The sequence below is a fragment of the Dysgonomonas termitidis genome (genome assembly GCF_042654545.1).
Taxonomy (GTDB): Bacteria; Bacteroidota; Bacteroidia; order Bacteroidales; family Dysgonomonadaceae; genus Dysgonomonas; species Dysgonomonas termitidis.
Map to the genome: position 1 here is coordinate 39043 of NZ_JBHSGN010000071.1, position 18459 is coordinate 57501.

12 protein-coding genes and 1 pseudogene are annotated in these 18459 nt (G+C 42.7%); all 13 read right to left on the bottom strand.

All coding sequences use genetic code 11. The features are described 5' to 3' along the window. Positions 1-496 precede the first annotated feature (496 nt). Positions 497-1015, bottom strand: a complete 519-nt coding sequence (locus tag ACFO6W_RS11095) for an OmpH/Skp family outer membrane protein (RefSeq protein WP_379996357.1) — start codon at positions 1013-1015, stop codon at positions 497-499. A gap of 203 nt (positions 1016-1218) precedes the next feature. Continuing rightward, positions 1219-4131 (bottom strand): translation initiation factor IF-2, encoded by a 2913-nt coding sequence (infB, locus tag ACFO6W_RS11100; RefSeq protein ID WP_379996359.1) that lies wholly within the window; start codon positions 4129-4131, stop codon positions 1219-1221. Between the two features lie 124 nt (positions 4132-4255). Then, positions 4256-5518: a transcription termination factor NusA gene (nusA, locus tag ACFO6W_RS11105; protein WP_379996361.1), complete on the bottom strand. Its 1263-nt coding sequence runs from the start codon at positions 5516-5518 to the stop codon at positions 4256-4258. Positions 5519-5523: 5 nt separating this feature from the next. Further along, entirely contained in the window at positions 5524-5991 is a 468-nt protein-coding gene (gene rimP / locus ACFO6W_RS11110; protein ID WP_379996363.1) for a ribosome assembly cofactor RimP, read from the bottom strand. Positions 5992-6132: 141 nt separating this feature from the next. After that, a complete protein-coding gene (locus tag ACFO6W_RS11115; RefSeq protein ID WP_379996365.1) occupies positions 6133-8385 on the bottom strand; it encodes a RelA/SpoT family protein in 2253 nt (750 codons plus the stop codon). A gap of 773 nt (positions 8386-9158) precedes the next feature. Further along, positions 9159-10412: pseudogene (locus ACFO6W_RS11125) on the bottom strand (lytic transglycosylase domain-containing protein); the annotation flags it as partial. A 60-nt stretch (positions 10413-10472) separates the two neighbouring features. After that, entirely contained in the window at positions 10473-11156 is a 684-nt protein-coding gene (locus ACFO6W_RS11130) for a DUF5683 domain-containing protein (RefSeq protein WP_379996367.1), read from the bottom strand. A 27-nt stretch (positions 11157-11183) separates the two neighbouring features. Continuing rightward, on the bottom strand, positions 11184-12092 hold the full coding sequence (locus tag ACFO6W_RS11135) for a ParB/RepB/Spo0J family partition protein (protein WP_379996369.1): 909 nt from the start codon (positions 12090-12092) through the stop codon (positions 11184-11186). 35 nt (positions 12093-12127) lie between these two features. Next, positions 12128-12892 (bottom strand): ParA family protein, encoded by a 765-nt coding sequence (locus ACFO6W_RS11140; RefSeq protein ID WP_379996371.1) that lies wholly within the window; start codon positions 12890-12892, stop codon positions 12128-12130. Positions 12893-13068: 176 nt separating this feature from the next. Beyond that, a complete protein-coding gene (locus ACFO6W_RS11145) occupies positions 13069-14223 on the bottom strand; it encodes a glycosyltransferase (protein WP_379996374.1) in 1155 nt (384 codons plus the stop codon). Positions 14224-14244: 21 nt separating this feature from the next. Next, a complete protein-coding gene (gene hemH / locus ACFO6W_RS11150; protein WP_379996376.1) occupies positions 14245-15204 on the bottom strand; it encodes a ferrochelatase in 960 nt (319 codons plus the stop codon). Positions 15205-15288: 84 nt separating this feature from the next. After that, complete coding sequence (locus ACFO6W_RS11155; RefSeq protein ID WP_379996378.1) at positions 15289-16263, bottom strand: type I phosphomannose isomerase catalytic subunit; 975 nt, start codon at positions 16261-16263, stop codon at positions 15289-15291. Between the two features lie 183 nt (positions 16264-16446). Continuing rightward, positions 16447-18453, bottom strand: coding sequence for an alpha amylase C-terminal domain-containing protein (locus ACFO6W_RS11160; RefSeq protein ID WP_379996380.1), 2007 nt, complete (start codon positions 18451-18453; stop codon positions 16447-16449). Positions 18454-18459: the final 6 nt, after the last annotated feature.

Consider the following 18459-nt stretch of genomic DNA (forward strand, 5'->3'; position numbering starts at 1 on the left):
GCGTGAAACAAAATAGGGCGCTAGCCAACCTGTAAGTTGTAACTGCCCAAAGGGCGCAGAAATAACATTCGCCGAAGCGAAGGCGAGTCAAACTCGTAACTGTTAAAAGGTAACAAAAGTAACAGATATATCAGTAAACAGTAAACAGTCATCAGTAAACAGTATTTCATGCAGAGACGCTAAGGCGCAAAAGGTAACAAAGGTAACAGATATATCAGTGAACAGTGAACAGTAAACAGTCATCAGTTAACAACTTGTATCTCGTATCTTGTCTACTCGTAACTCGTAACTGCTTTAATCAATATTTCAAAGAGCTATCAGCTAACAGCTAAAGGCTACCGGCTCTTATTCTATAGATAAACTTCTTCGAAAATATTAATTCTGTGCTCCCGATACTTTGAAATCCTATATTATCAGTCATACAACCACCAGGTGCAAAAAAAATGCTCCTGTGTACAGAAGCATTTTACTATCGTTATTTTGTGTCCTGTTGTTTCTACCTTACACCCAGCTTTTGCTTTACAAGATCCGTTGCATTCGTAGCATCCGGAGTAACAAATGCTATGGCCGGATTAGCCAGGTCATAAATGCAGACGAAGCCTTGTTCTATTCCTACCTGATAGATGGCATCTTTCACTTTCTTGCGCAGAGGTGCTATCAGTATCTGTTCCTGATTCAGGATGTCATCCTGCGCCACTTTCATAAAGTTGTTTATCTGGCGTTCGAGCTCATACAACTCCTGCATACGGCGAAGACGTACATTGTCTGCCATCGAGTTCTGATATGAAATAAAATCGGAATATTTTTTATTATAATCATTCTGCATCACTTGCAGTTCGTCTTTGTACTTTTTATTCAAATCATTGATTGTATTTGTCGCAGTTACCTTGTCAGGTATTGCTTCGAGAAGTTCATTTGAATTAACAAAGGCTATTTGCTGCACAGTCTGGGCAACAGTATTCTCCACAAAGAGGAGCGAAAGGGCAATGATTGATATTAAAATGATTTTTTTCATCACGATAATTGCTGTTTTGTAGTAACACAACTTATATAATCTGACGAAGAAACGGATTAACCTTTAAACCTGTTGATAGTTGTGTGTTTCGGTGGCATGGTTAGTACCACCGACTTTCAAGGCAAGATTGCTTGTCAACAACTATCAATTGGTTTTTCTTAGGTTATTTCATAATGAGTACAAAGATATGTAATATTTTTTAATTACAATGTTTTCTTTACCTCTATTTCTTCAAAAGGTTCAATTACGTCACCTATTTTTATATCATTATAATTATGGATATTCAGTCCGCACTCATATCCGGCGGCAACTTCTTTCACATCGTCTTTGAAACGTTTCAGTGAACCCAGCTCTCCGGAGTAAATCACAATACCATCGCGTATAAGTCGTATTTTGTTGGCTCTCTTAAGTTTACCTTCTTTAACCATACATCCTGCAACTGTGCCGACTTTTGTAATCTTGAACACTTCGCGTACTTCCACATATCCGGTCAATACTTCTTTTATTTCAGGAGAAAGCATACCTTCCATAGCGGATTTAACCTCTTCGATGGCATCGTATATAATAGAATACAAGCGGATTTCAACGCCGTCTTTTTCTGCTGCCCTGCGGGCTGCCTGTGACGGACGCACCTGGAATCCGATAATAATGGCATCGGAGGCTGCGGCCAGTACAATATCCGATTCGGATATCTGACCTACAGCTTTATGGATCACATTTACCTGTATTTCTTCAGTCGACAGCCTGATAAGGGAATCGGAAAGGGCTTCTACCGAACCGTCCACATCACCTTTGACGATTACGTTCAGCTGCTGGAAGTTTCCGATAGCGATACGGCGTCCTATGTCGTCGAGTGTAAGTATCTTCTGTGTGCGGAGACCTTGTTCGCGCTGCAACTGCTCACGTTTTGTCGCAATTTCACGAGCTTCCTGCTCTGTTTCCAGCACATGGAATATATCTCCTGCCTGCGGAGCGCCGTTTAGTCCTAAGACGAGTGCCGGAGCTGCCGGAGCTGCCGCGTCTATGCTGGCATTACGTTCATTGAACATTGCTTTTACACGGCCGAAGTATGTTCCTGCAAGAACGATGTCTCCTTTCTTGAGGGTACCGTTCTCAACAAGTACGGTGGACAGGTATCCTCTGCCTTTATCGAGGGAGGATTCTATAACCGAACCTGTCGCTCTTCTGTTAGGATTTGCTTTCAGGTCAAGTAATTCTGCTTCGAGAAGAACTTTTTCCAATAATTCATCTACCCCTAAACCTTGTTTAGCTGAAATATCCTGAGACTGGTATTTTCCTCCCCAGTCTTCTACCAGGTAATTCATTCCGGCAAGGGTTTCTTTTATCTTTTCGGGGTTTGCACCCGGCTTATCTATTTTGTTTATCGCAAAAACGATAGGTACGCCTGCCGCAGAAGCATGGTTGATCGCCTCTACCGTCTGTGGCATGACATTGTCGTCGGCAGCCACAATGATGATCGCGATATCCGTTACTTTCGCACCACGTGCACGCATCGCCGTAAAGGCCTCGTGTCCGGGAGTATCCAGGAATGTGATACGGCGTCCCGACTTCAGTTTGACGTTGTATGCCCCGATATGCTGGGTGATTCCCCCTGCTTCGCCGGCGATAACGTTGGTTTGGCGTATATTGTCGAGCAGTGAAGTCTTACCGTGGTCTACGTGTCCCATTACCGTAACGATTGGTGCACGGGGTTCCAGGTCGTCTGCATTGTCTTCTTCTTCGTTGATGGCTTCAACTACTTCCGCGCTTACATATTCTGTTTTGAATCCGAACTCTTCAGCGACGATATTGATCGTTTCCGCATCCAGACGCTGATTGATGGACACCATGATGCCGATGCTCATACAGGTAGAAATAACTTTTACTACCGGAACATTCATCATGTTTGCCAGATCGTTGGCTGTTACAAATTCTGTGATTTTGAGTGTTTTGCTTTCCTGCTCCTGCATTTCCAGTTCTTCCTGGTATTTTTGGGAGAAGGCATCACGTTTTTCTTTTCTGTATTTAGCACCTTTGTTCTTACCTCCTTTTCCGGTCAGACGGGCTAATGTTTCCTTTATTTGCTTCTGAACGTCTTCTTCGTTCACAGCCTGCTTAATAATAGGTTTGCGCAGATTATGTTTGGTGCGGTCACCGCCACTGCCGGCATGATGCTGGCCTCCTCCGCCTCCGCCTCCTCCGCCTTGAGGGGGAACACCTTTTTCAATATCTACTTTACCTCGTTTTATACGGTTGCGTTTTTTCTTAGCGGCGTCTTCTGCTTCATCGCTGCTTGCTTTCCGTTTTTTTGCTTCTTCGTCGGTTTCTTTTTTCAGGAGACGAACGGTATTTTCTTTTACCTTTCTCTGATCCTGCTGTTCTTTTTCAAGACGCTCTTTTTTCTTTTCTGCTTTCGTTTTCTTGGCAGGACGCGTCTTGTCATTGATCGAACTAAGGTCTATGGAACCTTTGACCACAATGTTCGACTTGATTGTGGTTTTGTTGAGTCTGAAAATATCGTCCTCTTCTTTTTCTTCTTCGACTACCGGTGCTACAACCGGAGTGGGAATTTTCGGCTCTTGTTCTTTTTCTTCTACTATCAACACAGGTTCTTCTTTTACTTCTTCTTTTTTAACGACAGGTTCCGGTTCGGGCTCAGGTGTGGGTTCGGGGAGAGGCGTTTCTACCTTTGTTTCAATAACAGGCTCAACAGCGGTTATCTCCGGTTCTTCTTCCACCACTTCTTTTACCTCTGCCTTTTTAGGTTTATTCAGTGCTTCCAGATCTATTTTATCCACTACTTGTACATGTGGTTTAAAAGATTCGGGTACTTCAGTTCTGATTTCTTCAGGTTCTTGTTTTTTAGGAGCAACATCCTCTGCTTCTTTAGGGGCTTGAACTTCTTCTCTTTCTTTTTCTCTTTCCTTGCGGTTTCTGAGAAGAGCTTCAAAATCAGCATTATTGCCGAATTCTTTCACAAGTAATTCATGTTGTTCACCGTCAACTTTTGCATTAGGATTCGATTCTACATCAAATCCTTTTTTATGTAGGAATTCAACCAGACTGTTGATCCCTACATTCAAATCTTTGGATATTTTTATTAATCTTATAGACATATTCTCTTTTTAAATCAAAAAAATGGACAGTGAACCCGTAAATATTCTTGTTATATGCACGAATGGTAAGTTCTGCCAAGATGCTCCGAATACAAAAGTATTAAGAAATCAGCGAATAACCAAATCAGGACTTACTTTCATCGTCAAATTCCGCACGCAGAATATTTAATATTTCATCCACTGTATCCTCTTCAAGGTCTGCTTCTTGTATAAGCTTATCTCTGTCAGCGGCCAGTACATTCTTGGCTGTAACACAACCGATTTTCTTCAATTGGTCGATAACCCATCCGTCGATTTCATCGCGGAACTCATCCAGATAGATATCTTCTTCATCAAAGTCGTCAATGTCGCGATATACATCGATGGTGTAACCTGTGAGCATACTCGCCAACTTGATGTTGAAACCTCCTTTTCCGATAGCCAGGGAAACTTCTTCGGGGCGAAGCAGTACTTCCGCGCGTTTCTCTTCTTCATTCAGTTTAACCGAAGTTATTTTTGCCGGACTAAGGGCGCGCTGAATGAACAGGCTCATGTTAGGCGTATAGTTGATAATATCGATGTTCTCGTTACGCAACTCCCGAACGATACCATGTATACGCGATCCTTTCATACCCACACAGGCGCCTACAGGGTCGATGCGGTCGTCATATGATTCTACGGCTACCTTCGCTCTTTCTCCCGGTATGCGGGCTATGTTCTTTATTGTTATCAATCCGTCGTTTATTTCCGGAACTTCAATCTCCAGCAGTCTTTCGAGTAATACGGGAGAGGTACGTGACAGTATAATTTTAGGATTGTTATTCTTATTTTCTACTCTTTCCACCACCGCGCGCACATGCTCGCCCTTGCGGAAGAAATCGCTGGGGATTTGTTCTGTTTTAGGCAAAAGAAGTTCTTCTTTTTCGTCATCGAGAAGCAATATTTCCTTTTTCCATATCTGATATACTTCTCCGGATACGATTTCCCCGATTTTTTCTTTGTAACGGTTATAAAGTCCTTCCTTCTGGAGTTCCAGTATTTTTGAAGTCAGGGTCTGGCGTAGGTTCAGGATAGCACGGCGGCCAAAGTCTTCGAAGAAAACTTCGTCGGTTACGTCTTCGCCTACCTCAAAATCTTCATCTATTTTTCTTGCGGCCGTAAGTGAGATCTGGGTATTCTCATCCTCAAGTTCATCATCTTCCACAATGGTACGGTTGCGCCATATTTCAAGGTCTCCTTTATCAGGATTGATAATTACATCATAATTGTCATTCGATCCGAAGAGTTTCGCTATCACATTGCGGAACGAATCTTCGAGAACGCTTATCATTGTCATCCTGTCAATATTTTTCAGTTCTTTGAATTCTGAAAAAGTATCGATCATACTAATAACTTCCTTTTTAGCCATAACAGTTATTTAAATCGTATTAAGTATTTTGTATATTTCACTTCGTCATAGGCAAATGAAAGATCTTCTTCCAATGCCGTTTTCTTTTTTGCACCTTCCGGCTTTACCATTTTTGTAACAGTGATTACAAATCCGTTGTTATCGGAAGTTTTAAGTATCCCGGAAAGCTTTTGTCCTGCTTTTGTAAGTACTTCGACTTCGTTACCCTCATTTTTTTTATACTGACGGGGTATTTTGAAGGGGGATGTAACGCCGGCAGAGCCTACCTCCAGTTCGAAATCTTCGGCATCTCTATCCAAACGGGATTCTATACCACGGCTGAGCGCAATACAATCGTCGATCCCGATACTATCGTCGCTGTCTATTTCTACGACAATGATATTGCCTGGCCTGACAATCACGTCCACAAGAAACATTGGCGTCTCCTGTAAGAACTTGTCCGCTATATCTTTTATAAAATCTTTATCTATCATTTGTTTTATGAACAACAAAGAGGAAGCCACGGCCTCCTCTCCCTCTATTTCGAATACAAAAGTAGTGAAAATAATTTTTTATACCAAATTTTGATAATAAATAACTCAATATGTTTACTTTTCTTATACTCAATGTGATTTTCAGGCTCCACTTTGTTTTCTGTTTACTGCTTTTACGCCTTTTATTTTAGCTATGCGCGAGCATAACGTTTGCAGATCGTTCACGTCATGTACATAAACAATAATCCTTCCTTCGAATACCCCGTCATTCGACTCTATGTTCATTCCTTTGATATTCAACGAACCGGCTGTAATTACCTTTGTGATATCGTTCAGCATCCCCATCCGGTCTATGCCTGTAACAATGATGGAGGTAAGAAAAGGGAACTGGGTGTAACTTCCCCATTCCAGATTTACGATCTTATCCCCGTGGCTCGCCTTCAGTTTTAGTCCTATCGGGCAATGTATGCTGTGGACATCTACCTCATTATCGTCATTCAGATAACCGAATACTTTATCACCAGGTATCGGGTTGCAGCAGGTAGGCATCCTGAAATTCTTGTTAAAAGAGTCTTCTTCGAGGATATATGTTTTTTTAGTATCTATTTGTTCGTATTCCTGCGGTTTTTCGGCTTTGTCCTTATCCGTTTTCTTTACAGCGTGGAAAGCCTGCTTCATGTATTTGAGCAAAACATTGTCGGAGTTTTGTTTCTTCAGGGTCAATAATTTCTCTATTTTTTGAGGGAGGGATATATCATTGTTGCCGATAGCGTAATATAAATCTTCTTTGGTCTGTTTCTGATAATAGTCCAGCATCTGGTCTATGATCGCAGGTGTCAGTTCAACGGTTGTTCCTTCCAGGGTTTTCAGTAATAGTTCTTCTCCCTGTTTGGCTACTTCTCTTTTATGTTTCCTGAGGGCATATTCTATTTTGGTGCGGGCTTTGGCTGTTGTTACCAGTCCGAGCCACTCGTATTTGGGTATTTGGGATTTGGAAGTCAGGATTTCCACCTGATCCCCGCTATTCAGTTTCTCGCTGAGAGGAACCAGTTTGTGATTGACTTTGGCTCCTATACAATGGTCTCCGATGTCGGAATGCAGGTCGTAGGCAAAATCCAGGGCCGTTGCTCCCTGTGCCAGAGTCCTTATCTCGCCCTTGGGTGTGAAAACGAAGATTTCCTGTGAGTATAGGTTTAATTTTATAGTGTCGAGGAAGTCCATTGCGTTGGGGCTGGGGCTTTCCAATATTTCTTTAATTGTTTTCAGCCATTTGTCCAGTTCCGTATCTTCTTCTATTTTTCCTTCTTTGTATTTCCAGTGCGCGGCGAATCCTTTTTCTGCTATGTCATCCATGCGCCGGCTGCGTATCTGTATTTCGATCCATTGCCCGTCGGGTCCCATGACGGTGAGGTGTAGTGCCTGATAACCGTTTGCTTTTGGGCGGCTCACCCAATCCCTGATTCTGTCGGGACGAAGTTTGTAAATATCCGTTATGACTGAATATATATCCCAACATCGCTTTTTCTCATCTATGCCCGGCTCGTTTTCAAAGATGATACGGACGGCGAAAATGTCATATATCTCTTCGAAGGGAACACCTTTTGCCTGCATTTTATTCCAGATGGAATAGACCGATTTTTCCCGCGCCCTTATTTCGTATTTGAAGCCGAGTTCGTTGAGCTTTTCAACTACAGGCTTGGCAAAATGCTGATAGACATCGGACCTGATTTTATAGGTTGCCTGTAACTTGTACTGTATATCTTTATATACTTCGGGATTTTCCCATTTAAAGCTAAGTTCTTCCAGTTCTGTCTTTATCGCGAACAGGCCTAAACGGTGGGCCAGTGGGGCATATATATACATTGTTTCCCCGGCTATCTTATACTGTTTGGCGGGAGCCATAGAGCCCAATGTACGCATATTATGCAGTCGGTCGGCTATTTTGACCAGTATCACACGTATATCGTCCGACATGGTGAGCAATAGCTTGCGGAAGTTTTCGGCTTGTGCCGAGACATTCTCCCCGAACATTCCGCTCGATATTTTTGTGAGTCCGTCCACTATCTGTGCTATCTTATCTCCAAACAGCACTTTCATGTCTTCGACCGTGTATTCGGTATCCTCCACTACGTCGTGCAGCAACGCGGCACAGATAGAGGTCGATCCAAGTCCGATTTCGCCGCAGACGATACGGGCAACCGAAATAGGATGTAATATATATGGTTCCCCGGAACGGCGGCGCGCGCCTTTATGCGCTTCCTTTGCAAAAAGAAAGGCTTTTGTTATAATTTCGACTTTGCGCCTGTGATTCGTTTTTAGGTAATCGTCGATAAGAGCATTAAATTCCTGCTCGATTAAAATATCATCCTGAGTATGCGTATCCTCTTTTGCCATAAGTTTTGAGTAAGGAACAAAAATAGTAAAATCAATTTTAATTAGGAGCTATTCGCATCATAATAAAAATTGATTTAACGATTAAATTATTCTATAATTGCTTACATATTTGTGGCTGTAAGCGATTTATTTCCTTTGTTGGCTTGAGTACCATCACTGGTTTGGCCACTGTCGTTCTGTTCGGGAAGAAGTATCAGCAGGCGTTGACCAACTTTTGCCATATTGGATGACAACTTGTTCCACGTTATAATGTCCTTTTTTGTAACATTATAGCGGGCAGCTATCTGAGTAATGGTTTCCCCGATTTTTACTTTGTGATATATTATTTTTGAATCATCGGCATTTTTCCGGTCCGGATCTTCAGAGTCTGTCGTAGATATTCGAACACGTGGCAATGTGGATTCGTCCCGTACAATTTTCTTCAGGTATCCGTCGATCAGGTCGGCGGTATAAGTCGAATCTATAATTACTGTTGGTAGTTCGGGTTCAGGGAGTTTAACCGCTTCCTGAATCTGTACATATTCTATCTTCTGTATTTTTAGTTGTTTTCCTGCAATTAATTTATTCGAACGGTTCCATTCTTTTAGTTCGGAGACTGAGACTCCGTTCTTTTTTGCGATACCTGCCCATGTGTCTCCTTTACGGATTTTGTAGTAGGAGATGGTTTCTTTAGGGACGGAGACGGTTCTGGTCAGCCCTGAAACAGATACGACTGTGGTGTCGGCCGATGTATTGTCAGATGCCAGTATCTCTTCTGCCGGTTGTTCTTCTGTCTTGTAGATCTTCAGACGTCTTCCTACTGTTAATTTATTTGAAGCAAGATTATTCCATTGTTTTATCTGGCTGGATGTCACGCCGTACCGGCTGGCCAGGCGGGATAATGTATCTCCTCTTTTCACCCTGTATGTGATAGCATCGCCGGCAGATCTGTTGCCTCCCACTGCATCAACACCCGCCACTTTACGGTGAGTCAGGTACTGGTCTGCTTTATATGCATAGATGTCGTCTTTTTTATCCAGAAATAAAGAGAGCTTGTCGATAGGGAGATTCAGTGAATAGTGTTTATAATCACCCGGTATTATATCACTCTTGAATTGAGGATTGAACTGGCGCAGGTCATCAAGCGAGACGTTCAGATTGTCTGCAATTTGTTGGAAATGAATATTTTTGTCAATCATTAAAGAGTCTATTGAAGCCGGATTTTTGCATTCGGCAGGACAGATATTATGATCGTTGTAATAATTCATTATATATGTGGCGGCTATAAAGGCCGGAACGTATCCTCTTGTTTCCCGTGGCAGATAGGGATAAATGGCCCAGTAATCGGTTTGCCCGCCACTACGGCGGATAGCTTTGTTTACATTACCCGGCCCGCAGTTGTAAGCGGCGATTACCAGATTCCAGTCTCCATAGATTCCGTATAAGTCTTTCAGGTATCTGGCAGCTGCGTCTGTCGATTTAAGCGGGTCGCGGCGTTCGTCCACGAGGCTGTTTATTTCAAGATCATACATCTTGCCGGTAGGAGCCATGAATTGCCATAGACCTGTTGCACCGACTCTGGAGCGTGCTATCGGGTTCAGAGCCGATTCTATTACCGGAAGGTATTTGAGTTCCAGTGGTAAGCCTTCTTTATCCAATGCTTCTTCGAACAGAGGGAAGTAGTATTTGCCCTGCCCCAGCATATAGCTGACCTGATTGCGCCGGCGGCCTGCATACATTTCTATGTAGTCGCGCACAACGGGGTTAAATACCAGTTCCATCTTGGTCGGCAAAGAATATAATCTCTGTATATAAACAGAATCATTGAAAGATACGGCACTGTCGTCATTCGAACGGCAATCATCACCATATTTTACATTATTACTCCAGCTTTTCAGCAATTCGTCGTAATTGCGCTCCATGTCTGCCGGATATACTATCGACCTGTCAGTTAATGTGTCACGTGCCGACAATTCTCTACGACCGGACTGTCCTAACACGATAAGTGTGCCGGATAGGAAGAGCCCTGTGATTAATAGTTTTTTCAGCATAAGTATTCCTTTATGGTATTTGCAGAGGTTTCACATAGAGTAAGGTTTCTGCACGGTTTAAAAATTTATACTACATTGAAGCCCTACCGAGGCTTTAGAATAAGATGTCGGTGGCCAGAATACCGGTGTAACTCTCATGGAGAGATCCGGTGACATATCAAAATCATACAATTGCGCGTCTACATAAGCATCGATCATGCATAGCGCATACACCCCCACGGCCGCAATAATGGCCAAGTCCCTGTTTCTTCTATAGAAATCCTTTTTGCTCTTCAGAGCTGATTGGAGCCTGTCGCGGCCATAGTCGTCGACAGTTTGTCCTGGTCTTAAATAATTCGTATAACTGGTACCGGAACCTGTTACCAAATCCCGGAAAGCCTGATTGTAATCATTATATACCCGCCCGTTCCATGTAATGGCATATGTGAGTCCGAGTACTCCTCCATATACAATCGGCAGTTTCCAGTACTTACGATTGTAAAATTGTCCTAATCCCGGGAAAATAGCAGAATATATGACTGCTTTTTTCGAATCGGGTTTAAATTCATGTTTACTTATTGTAATTACCGAATCCACTGAAACCACAGCTTTTTCGCTTATTAATGGTTTTATAGTATCGGCAGGTAAACGTTTGCCATCTGAACGAAGCACGGAATCCTGAACTTGAGGTTCTTGTGCATTCAACGGAAGAAGTATTCCACCCAGCATGCACCATAAACAAATAAATAAACCTCTCCTCATATATAATATTACGGAAAATACCTCGTTTTATTTTTTCAATTGGTCAAATATCGAAATTATTCTCTCCAACTCTTCTTCTGTTTTAAACGGAATACTTATTTTGCCTTTACCCTTCTCGTTACAGGTAAGCTGTACCTTGGTGGAGAAGAATTTCGATAAGTGAGTTTTTAGTATCTCAAATTCTTCGGGAGTAGCTTTTTTTACTCCTGATTTTTTTACTGTTTCTACTACTTTTTCTTCTTTGAGCAGGTCTTCCAGTTTTTCACCTTTGGCTATTGCTCTTACATACTCTTCTACCTTTCTTACCGATAATCCTTCTTCCAGAATAAGTTCGTAAACTTCGAGTTGGGCAGCTGCATCTTCCAGTGTAACAAGAGTACGCGCATGTGCCATATCTACTTTTTTATCCCTGATTCCCATCTGTATTTCTGCAGGTAACTTCAGCAGGCGGAGATAGTTGGCTATGGTAGTTCTTTTTTTGCCGATGCGTTCGCTTAGACGTTCCTGGGTAAGATTGTATGCTTCGATAAGGTTCTGGTATGCCAGTGCAATTTCTATGGAGTTCAGGTCTTCACGCTGGATGTTTTCTATCAGTGCCATCTCCATCACAGCTTCATCTTCGGCCGTACGGATATAGGCAGGAATTGAACTTAATCCGGCAATTGAAGAGGCCCTGTAACGCCGTTCTCCTGCGATGATCTGATATAGATCGTCGTCTATCTTACGCAATGTTATGGGTTGGATAACTCCTATCTGACGAATAGATGCGGCCAGTTCCTGCAATGCTTCTTCATCGAATACACGCCGGGGCTGATCAGGGTTTACCTGTATTTTGGATAACTCTATTTCGTTGATCGAAGAGGAGCCCTCGGTTTTTACATCATCAATGGTAATAAGGGCGTCCAACCCTCTTCCTAGCACCATTTTCTTAGCCATAACAATTTATTAAATATTTAATCAGGAAAGCAAAGTTAAGAATTTTTCTCAATAAGTTCTTGTGCCAGCTGCATATGATTTACAGAACCTTTCGATGCTGCATCATAAACAAGCACCGGTTGAGCAAAGCTTTGCGATTCGCTAAGCTTCACATTCCGCTGTATTACAGTGGTGAAAACCAGTTCCTGGAAATGGCTTTTCACTTCTTCATATATCTGGTTGGCCAGACGCAGGCGTGCATCATACATAGTGAGAAGAAAGCCTTCTATTTCGAGGGCCGGATTCAGCTTATTTTTGATTATCTTTATAGTATTGAGTAATTTGCTTATTCCTTCCAGCGCAAAATATTCACATTGTACAGGTATAATTATTGAGTCTGCGGCTGTAAGAGCATTTACTGTAATCAATCCAAGCGACGGAGAGCAATCTATCAGTATATAATCGTAATGGGGCTTAAGCGGTACGAGGACTTCCCGCAGCTGTTTTTCCCTGTTTTCCACATTCAGCATTTCCAGTTCTGCCCCTACCAGATTGATATGGGATGGTAATACATAAAGCCGTTCTATCTCTGTGGGTACGATTGCTTCTTCCGGAGTGGCAGTGCCAATCAGGCATTCGTAGATGGTCTTGTTCACTTTTTTGATATCAATGCCCAAACCCGAGGAGGCATTGGCTTGCGGATCGGCATCGACTACCAATACTTTTTTTTCGAGTGCAGCCAGTGACGCCGCCAGATTGATTGTAGTTGTTGTTTTTCCTACGCCGCCTTTTTGGTTGGCTAATGCGATTATTTTTCCCATAAAAAGCTATTAATATTTTTTGATGACAAATTAAATAATAAAAAACAGGAAGTGGATGTTAAATTTGTGTAACAATGTATATCTTGTTGAAAAGTCTGCCTGATTGTTAATAAATAAGAGCGAATAATCTGCTGCAAGTTTACAAAATTATATTGGAATTCAGAGGTTATCATATTTTAAATGGCCAGTAATTTTTCTACGCTTTTCAGCCATCCCTGATAATCGAACCTCGACACCGCTTCGTCCAGGTGCGCACTGTATTTAACGGAGAGTTCCGGATCATCCAATACGGATTTCATCCCCCGGTAAACCCCTTCGGCGCTATTGTTGACAAGTATGCCGTATTTGCCTCTGCCTACAATGTCACGCGGGCCTCCGCAGTCTGTGGTTATTACCGGGGTATTTAAAGCCATCGATTCCAGCAGGGCGAGGGAGAAACTTTCCCGTTCCGATACGCATAAGGACCATTTGTTCTGCAATATATATGGAAAAGGGTTGTCTATTCTCCCCTTTAGCGTGATCATCCCGCTTATTTCCTTTTGTATCAGTTCTTCTCTCATTGTCCGGTTGTCCATCCCGTCTCCTATTATATAGACATGGAAGTTATAGCCTTCATCTTTGAGGCGTATAACGGCATTGAAAAGCCTGTCTGTCCGTTTTTCGGGTGAAGCTCTTGTGATAAGTATGAAGTTAGTCTCGCTTTGAGGTAAATCAATAATTGGTTCTTTCGCCTTTTCTTTTACTTTGGCCAGGTTTATGGCATTGTATAATACGCTGACATCCTGCTTCGGGGTTTTCCCATCATACAAGACGGACAGATAAGCATTTTTCGCGGCATCGGATACACATATTACTTTGTCGAAACTGTCGTAGGACCTTTCTACGAGTTTTAATTGTCTCTTATTCAGCCATACTGAGATTTTTTCCCTGAAAGAACGGGTTTCATATTTTCTTTTATAAATAATATTATGTATCCAGAGAATCTTGGGAATATTCATTTTTGCAAAAATACGGGCGAAAAATGTTTCCTTGAAACAAACAATTTCATCATACTCACTTTCGGAAATGCCCTTTTGCCTGGCAAACATGCGGGGGAAGAAGATCATTATATTCTCCCATATCTTTTTTTGAAAATGAGGAAGGTTGTCCGGGTATAAATATTTTATAGAAACAGCCGGTGATACTTTACGTAACAGTACATCCTTATCGGACGGTTCCGGCAAAAGAAGGGTGATTTGCGCTTTAGCCGCCAGATGATTGAGGAGGTCGACCAGCAGTATCTCCGTACCGCCCATCACAAGACTGTCATTGAAAAATAATATACGTTTCATTAGCCTTCCGGGTTACTCATTCTAAGAAATTATTTTGGCGACGCTTTCTACCCAGTAGTCTTCACTGTTGAGGCAGGGGATAAAAGTTAATTGTGCCCCTCCTTTATCAATAAAGAGTTCCTTTGCTTTTATGTTGATATCGTATAGTGTTTCCAGATTGTCGGCAGCAAATCCCGGTGCTATTACCAGCAGTTTCTTCGCCTGTTCTTCGGCCTGTTCTTCTATGACTTCGTCCAGGCTGGGTCCGAGCCATTTTTTTCCCATTGCCGAATGATATACCTGTCTGGTCCTTTTCATTTCCATATCCAGCTCTTTCAATACAAGACGGACAGTTTCCTTTGTCTGATAAACGTAATCGAATTCTTTCCCTTTTTTCCAGCCTTCTTCTACATGGGAAAGGGGCAGGCTGTGGAAAGTGAATATCAATTTGTCGAAATCTTCGGTTATGTATGGCCTGATACTTTTTGCCAGAGATGATATATATGCCGGATGCCGGAAATAAGGTTCTATCACTTTCAACCGGAAAGGGTATGGCCGTTTGAAAAAGATTTTACCAACTTCATCAACTACCGTTTTGTAAGAAGATTCTGCATACTGCGGGAATAATGGCAATACGATGACCTCATGTAATCTGTTGTTTTTAGCCATCAGTCTTTCCAGAGCCAATTGCACATCAGGTTGTCCGTATCTCATCGCTACCTCGACAGGCATATCCGTTAGGGTTTCAAGTTTTTTTGCCAGGGATTTAGCATGATCGAGCAGAGGCGAATCTTCCTTTGTATGATCCCAGATCATCCTGTAATGGGCTGTAGAACTGAATTGCCTCAAAGGTATTATAAGTCCGTTGACCAGGATAGGGCGGAACCAGTCGGGTACGGTCATTACGTACGGATCGGAAAGCATAGCCCTTATAAAGAACTTCACATCCGGTCGTGTACATGTTTTAGGACTACCTGTGTTTACTAATAATACTCCCTTCATAATTTCCTTAAATACAAATACCACAGATTCCCGTTTTGCCTGAAAATATGTGGTATTCCTATTGTTTTATATTTTCAATTGCCTTTAGACATATGTTTCGAGAAGCAATACATTCCCTTCCGGACTGATTGCGATGTTTTTGGTATCGGCCGGAATGAGGATCGTTTCGCCTTGCTTTACAGGCAGGTCGTTTCCTTTATCGTCCCTGATACTGCAAACTCCCCCCATGCAAATATAAGCAACAAACGAGTCGGTATCACTGTAATCTCTGGTAATATCTTTGGTCACCTCCAGCAGATTCGTGGTAAAGTATCGGCACGATTCCAGCCTTACAGGCTGATTCTCCGCTCTTGTATATGAATTTTTATAATTATCGTACAGTTTAAAATCTATCGCATCCTTCGCCAGTTCGGTATGAAGTTCGCGTCCGTTACCGTTCGCGTCTTTACGGTTATAGTCGTAGATACGGTATGTGATGTTCGATGTTTGCTGTATTTCGGCGATAAATGTTCCGGCACCGATAGCATGTACGCGTCCTGCGGGGAGAAAGAACACATCTCCGGCTTTTACATCGTGTTTTGCTAATGAGTCTACGAATGTATTATCCTCAATGCTCTTAACGTATGATTCCGGAGTCATTTGCTTTTCGAAACCTGAATACAGGAATGCCGACGGTGTCGCGTTTATAACATACCACATTTCCGTTTTGCCGAACGAATCGTGCCTTTTCTTTGCCAGTTCATCGTCGGGATGCACTTGTATGGAAAGATTGTCGCGGGCATCAATAAATTTGATAAGCAAAGGGAATGTGTTGCCGAAAGTCTCGAAATTCTTTTTCCCTACCAACTGAGCTTTGTAAGTATCTATTATTTCGCCCAGGTCTTTATTCTCCAGTTCTCCGTTGGCAACTACAGAAACATTGCCTTTTACACTGGATATTTCCCAACTTTCGCCGATGCCGTCCTGGCCGGGCGTTACACCTTTAAACTTACATATTTCATCTCCACCCCAGATAATGGATTTAAGGATGGGTTTAAACTTTAATGGATATAAATTCATCTTATTACACGTTATATTAAAATTCTTATACAAAAGTAATCAAACTTTGTCTATTTCGCTGCGTTTCGTTTCCTCTATTGAACAGCGAACGGCCCTGAATGTTTATAAAAGGTTAAAATTGCTCTGTATCAAGTAAAAACGGACCGGTAATCTTCGTTATCCGGTCCGTCTGTTATTTATCCGTTAATTTATTTTCTTTAACACAAATGCCGTCCGTGCCGGAATATATAGTTTCAGCCAGCCTTTACCATCCTTGTGATACAATTCGTCGGAAACAGTGAAATGTTCGATGGAGTCATCAGTCAGCCCATTACCTCCGAAAGCGGGCGAATCCGTATCCAGTACTACCTTGTATTTTCCTTCAGGTGCAAGAAATCCGTAATCGACAAACGATTGGCCCGGATTGAAGTTGAATACAAATATGTAATCTTCGCGCATAAAGGCTAATATCTGGTCTTCGTCCTTGTCCCACAATCTTATAACAGGTGTTTTCTGGAATCCTTTAATACTGCTGATCAGGGTAAGCATTGCCTTGTCGAAGTCGCCAAGAAAATGATATTTGAGGTCGTGATTATCTGCCAGCCACCATTGCCTGCGTGCATACTTATAAGACCAGCCGTTCCCTTCACGGGGGAAATCTATCCACTCGGGATGCCCAAATTCGTTTCCCATGAAATTGAGATACCCGCCGTTGATAGTCGATGCCGTAACAAGCCGGATTATCTTGTGCAGGGCAATGCCTCTGTCAGTCATGTGCGAGCTGCCATAATGCTTAGACATATACCAGTACATGTCCGAGTCTATTAGCCTGAAAATTATCGTTTTGTCTCCTACCAGGGCCTGGTCGTGGCTTTCGGCGTATGAGATTGTCTTTTCGTCTTCCCGCCTGTTGGTCAATTCCCAGAAGATGCTTGTCGGATGCCAGTCTTCGTCTTTCCTTTCTTTGATTATTTTAATCCAGTAGTCGGGTATGTTCATCGCCATACGGTAGTCGAATCCGTAGCCGCCGTCTTTGATTTTGGCTGCTAGTCCGGGCATTCCGCTAACTTCTTCGGCTATAGTAATCGCTTTGGGATTTACTTCATGTATCAGTTTGTTGGCCAGAGTGAGATAGCAGATAGCATCCCCGTCCTCATTACCATTGAAGTAATCCTGATAACCGGTGAAATTATCGCCTAGCCCGTGGCTGTAATATAGCATCGAGGTTACTCCGTCGAATCGGAATCCGTCGAACTTGTATTCCTCCAGCCAGTATTTACAGTTCGAAAGCAGGAAGTGCATGACTTCATCTTTATTGTAATTGAAATTCAGCGAATCCCAGGCCGGATGCTCCCTCCTGTTCCCTTCGTGGAAGTATTGGGAGTATGATCCGTCGAAACGCCCGAGACCTTCCACTTCATTTTTTACGGCATGGGAATGTACGATGTCCATAATGACGGCGATGCCCATCCCGTGCGCATCATCTATCAGATGTTTCAATTCGTCCGGAGTACCGAAGCGCGAGGATGCCGCGAAAAAGCTGGAGACATGGTACCCGAACGAACCGTAGTATGGATGCTCCTGGATAGCCATTATCTGGATGGTATTATAACCGTCCTCTTTTATGCGGGGGAGGATATTCAGCCTGAACTCTTCGTATGTGCCGACCTTTTCCGATTCGGCCGCCATGCCTATGTGGCATTCGTAGATCAGCAGCGGATCGGTTTTTGGTTTAAATGTTTTTTTACTGAACTCATACGGGATTTCGGGGAACCAGACCTGTGCGCTGAATATTTTGGTGTGATCGTCCTGTACAACCCGTGTAGCCCAAGCCGGGATTCTTTCGGCTTCGCCGCCATCCCAACACATGATGAGTTTGAACAGGTCGCCATGCTTTATTTTACTCAAAGGCAGTTTCAGTTCCCATTCACCGCCATCTTTACGGTTGAGTTTATAATCATCCTGTTTCTGCCAGTTGTTGAAATCACCTACCATATATATGGCCGTAGCATTCGGGGCCCATTCCCTGAATATCCACATACGGGCAGTTTTATGCAAACCGAAATAAAGATGTCCCGATGCAAAATCGGAAAGGGTTATTTTCCCATTATTGGTTATAGCCGCTTCTCTTTTCAACACATAGTCGTATCGTCCTTCTATTGCTTCCGCATAAGGCTCTAACCACGGATCGTTTTTTATCAGTTTAAGCATGGTCTT

Excerpts from the sequence above, each read along its gene's own strand:
- ACFO6W_RS11140 (WP_379996371.1), bottom strand. The coding sequence starts at position 12,892 with ATGGGAAAAATAATCGCATTAGCCAACCAAAAAGGCGGCGTAGGAAAA.
- rimP (WP_379996363.1), bottom strand. The coding sequence starts at position 5,991 with ATGATAGATAAAGATTTTATAAAAGATATAGCGGACAAGTTCTTACAG.
- ACFO6W_RS11130 (WP_379996367.1), bottom strand. The coding sequence starts at position 11,156 with ATGAGGAGAGGTTTATTTATTTGTTTATGGTGCATGCTGGGTGGAATA.
- ACFO6W_RS11160 (WP_379996380.1), bottom strand. The coding sequence starts at position 18,453 with ATGCTTAAACTGATAAAAAACGATCCGTGGTTAGAGCCTTATGCGGAA.
- nusA (WP_379996361.1), bottom strand. The coding sequence starts at position 5,518 with ATGGCTAAAAAGGAAGTTATTAGTATGATCGATACTTTTTCAGAATTC.
- ACFO6W_RS11095 (WP_379996357.1), bottom strand. The coding sequence starts at position 1,015 with ATGAAAAAAATCATTTTAATATCAATCATTGCCCTTTCGCTCCTCTTT.
- ACFO6W_RS11145 (WP_379996374.1), bottom strand. The coding sequence starts at position 14,223 with ATGAAACGTATATTATTTTTCAATGACAGTCTTGTGATGGGCGGTACG.
- ACFO6W_RS11135 (WP_379996369.1), bottom strand. The coding sequence starts at position 12,092 with ATGGCTAAGAAAATGGTGCTAGGAAGAGGGTTGGACGCCCTTATTACC.
- infB (WP_379996359.1), bottom strand. The coding sequence starts at position 4,131 with ATGTCTATAAGATTAATAAAAATATCCAAAGATTTGAATGTAGGGATC.
- ACFO6W_RS11115 (WP_379996365.1), bottom strand. The coding sequence starts at position 8,385 with ATGGCAAAAGAGGATACGCATACTCAGGATGATATTTTAATCGAGCAG.
- ACFO6W_RS11155 (WP_379996378.1), bottom strand. The coding sequence starts at position 16,263 with ATGAATTTATATCCATTAAAGTTTAAACCCATCCTTAAATCCATTATC.
- hemH (WP_379996376.1), bottom strand. The coding sequence starts at position 15,204 with ATGAAGGGAGTATTATTAGTAAACACAGGTAGTCCTAAAACATGTACA.